This window comes from Streptomyces laculatispora, from assembly GCF_017353455.1.
Lineage (GTDB): Bacteria > Actinomycetota > Actinomycetes > Streptomycetales > Streptomycetaceae > Streptomyces > Streptomyces laculatispora.
Genome location: NZ_JAFMPZ010000646.1, coordinates 1 through 2,519 on the forward strand (window position 1 = coordinate 1; position 2,519 = coordinate 2,519).

Genomic DNA, 2,519 nt, shown 5'->3' on the forward strand with positions numbered 1-2,519 from the left:
CCGCACGTAGCACCGGACCGGGGGCCGGTCCGGTGCTACGTGCGGCGGAACAGGCCGCGGCGGCGGTGGGCGACCGGGCGGGAGAGCGAGTTGGCGAGCCGCCCCACCATGTCATCGCTCGTCACCTCCCTGGCCATCCGAGGGATGAGCGAGGCACCGAATTCGGCCATGCGTTCGTCGTGGGTGTCGTACTGCGCGCGGGCCTGTACGGCGTCCGGGGACCGGAGCGCGTCGGTGCCGACGACCCGGGAGATCAGCGAGGTGTCGAAGACGGGCAGCAGCCGCTGGAGCTGCTCGGCGTCCAGCGAGGTGCCGTGGTCGAACCACTCGTGGCACAGCTCGTGCAGGATGACGTGCTGGGTCTGGTACGCGGTGGGGCGCCGGCGGTAGAGGACGAAGCTGGTCCCGCCGGCCTTCAGCCGCAGCCCGCAGGCGCCGTTGACGCGCGCCAGCCGGTCGGGCATCTCGTGCAGCACGATGGTGCGGCCGCCGGCCGCCTCCATGTTCGCCACCAGTCCGGCGATCGAGAAGGGCGCGGGCAGGGGGAGCCCGGCCAGTCCGGCCTCGCACTCTTTCCGCAGTTCGCGCAGGGACATGGGGCCTAACTCCGTGGTCCGCCGTCGGCCGGGCGCTGCCGGTTCTTCGCGTCCTCCAGCAGAGCGAGCGCGAACTGCAGCAGCTCCGGGGGCAGTCCGTCCTCGTCGAGTCCCCGTCCGGCCAGTCCGCTGATCTCCCCGGTGCGCCGCTTGGCCAGGAACTGCAGACCGTCGACGACGTCGTCGACGACCTCGGACTCCTCCTTGAAGAAGCGCCAGTCCACGCCGAAACCGAGGCCGAGCGCCTTGAGGATGTCCTCGGAGGGCTGGGTGACCTTGCCGGCCAGGATGTTGGAGAAGTAGCTGTGCGAGAGCGATCCGCCGCGCTCCTTGACCAGGTCCGCGAAGACCCGCCCCGAGATCTTCCGGCCGGGGAAGGTCTTCTCGACCATGTACTCGACCTTCTGCCGCAGTGTCCGCAGCTCCGGCGCGCGTTCTTCGCCGCTGTCCATCCGGCCCCCCACGTGTCCGTCCCCCGCCCGGTGCCTGTCCGGCGCCGCGCGGTGTCCGATTCGGTCAACGGGCTCGTACTGTAACCAACCCGGTCCGTCGTCCCCGGCGCGGGAGCCGCGGGCGCATCGAACGGGGACGTAGCGGCACATCCTGTGCCGGTGTACAGAGGCAGGGTTGCGCAAATACTCTACGTCACTGTTAACTCGAAAAAACACGGGCAGGGGACCACGAGGGGAGCCCCTTGCCCGTGAATTCGGCGACGAGGCGTGCGCGAGCGAGGCCTCCCGTGACGGGGAGAGGTGCGCACAGGGGTGTAGCCCTTCACGACGGGGGATGCGTGAAGGGCTACCCGTGCATTATGGCCCGAGGTCCCGCAGTCATCAACTGACCCGCCGGTCAGTGTTCTTGGCGGGTGCGGTGTCCGCTGCCCGCGGATACGGCGGAAACGGCCGGGAGCGCGGCCGGGCCGGCGGCCCCGGGGACGGCCTGCTCAGATAACTTCCCCCGTCCGGCCAGGTAAATCTGTCGCGGCTATGATAGAGACGATGGCTCGCACAACGAGAGTTTCTCCTCCGGTCAACGAAGTCGGCGACACGCGGCAGGTGCCCATGCCCCCCGATACCCCTCCGCATCCCACCGACCGTCTCGATGACGACGACTACCCCGCCTACACCATGGGCCGCGCCGCGGAGATGATCGGCGCCACGCCCGGATTCCTCCGTGCGATCGGCGAGGCCAGGCTGATCACCCCCCTGCGGTCCGAGGGCGGCCACCGCCGCTACTCCCGCTACCAGCTCCGCATCGCCGCCCGGGCCCGGGAGCTCGTCGACGGGGGTGCGCCGGTCGAGGCCGCCTGCCGCATCGTGATCCTGGAGGACCAGCTCGAAGAGGCGCTCCGGCTCAACGAGGAGCTGCGCAGGCCCGCTCCGGGCGGCTGATCAGCCTCTGAGGCCGCGCTTTCCGGCTGTTCACCCCACCGCCGCCTCCGCCGTGCTGCCCCGTTCGATGAGGCGGGGCAGCGGCACCTGGATGGTGTGCGCCGTGCCGCCGTCGAGCAGCGCGGTCAGCTCCCGCGCCGCGAGCCGCCCGAACGCGACCGTGTCCCTGGACAGCGCGGTCAGCCACGGAGCCGTCAGCCGGCACAGCGCGGAGTCCTCCCACGACACCACCGACACATCGGCCGGGACCCGGAAGCCGAGGCCCGCCGTGACCGCCACCCCGGCCGCGGCCATCACGTCGTTGTCGTAGATCAGCGCGGTCGGCGGGGTGTCCTGCTCCAGCACCCGGCGGGTCACGGCCGCGCCCTCGGTGTCCGAGTAGTCCGTGGTCACCGAGTGGGCCTCGGTCAGTCCGCGCCGGTCGGCCTCGATGCGCAGGGACCGGATGCGCCGGTCGGTGTGCGCGAGTGAGGGCAGCCCGGCGATGTGGACGATGCGCCGGTGCCCCAGCTCGTGCAGCCGGCCGACGACG

4 protein-coding genes are annotated in these 2,519 nt (G+C 71.2%); 1 reads left to right on the forward strand and 3 read right to left on the reverse strand.

From position 1 onward, the window contains the following. Window positions 1-35: 35 nt before the first annotated feature. Window positions 36-596 (reverse strand): toxin, encoded by a 561-nt coding sequence (locus J1C73_RS33765; protein ID WP_207319691.1) that lies wholly within the window; start codon window positions 594-596, stop codon window positions 36-38. A gap of 5 nt (window positions 597-601) precedes the next feature. Beyond that, window positions 602-1,048 carry a hypothetical protein gene (locus J1C73_RS33770; RefSeq protein ID WP_207319692.1) on the reverse strand — a complete coding sequence of 149 codons (447 nt, stop codon included), beginning with the start codon at window positions 1,046-1,048 and terminating at the stop codon, window positions 602-604. A 609-nt stretch (window positions 1,049-1,657) separates the two neighbouring features. Here J1C73_RS33770 and J1C73_RS33775 point away from each other — a divergent pair. Beyond that, a complete protein-coding gene (locus tag J1C73_RS33775; protein WP_123460307.1) occupies window positions 1,658-1,987 on the forward strand; it encodes a MerR family transcriptional regulator in 330 nt (109 codons plus the stop codon). 30 nt (window positions 1,988-2,017) lie between these two features. On the opposite strand, the gene J1C73_RS33780 is transcribed toward J1C73_RS33775, so the two are convergent. Then, window positions 2,018-2,519: substrate-binding domain-containing protein (locus J1C73_RS33780; protein WP_207319693.1), on the reverse strand; the 502-nt coding region annotated here is incomplete at its 5' end.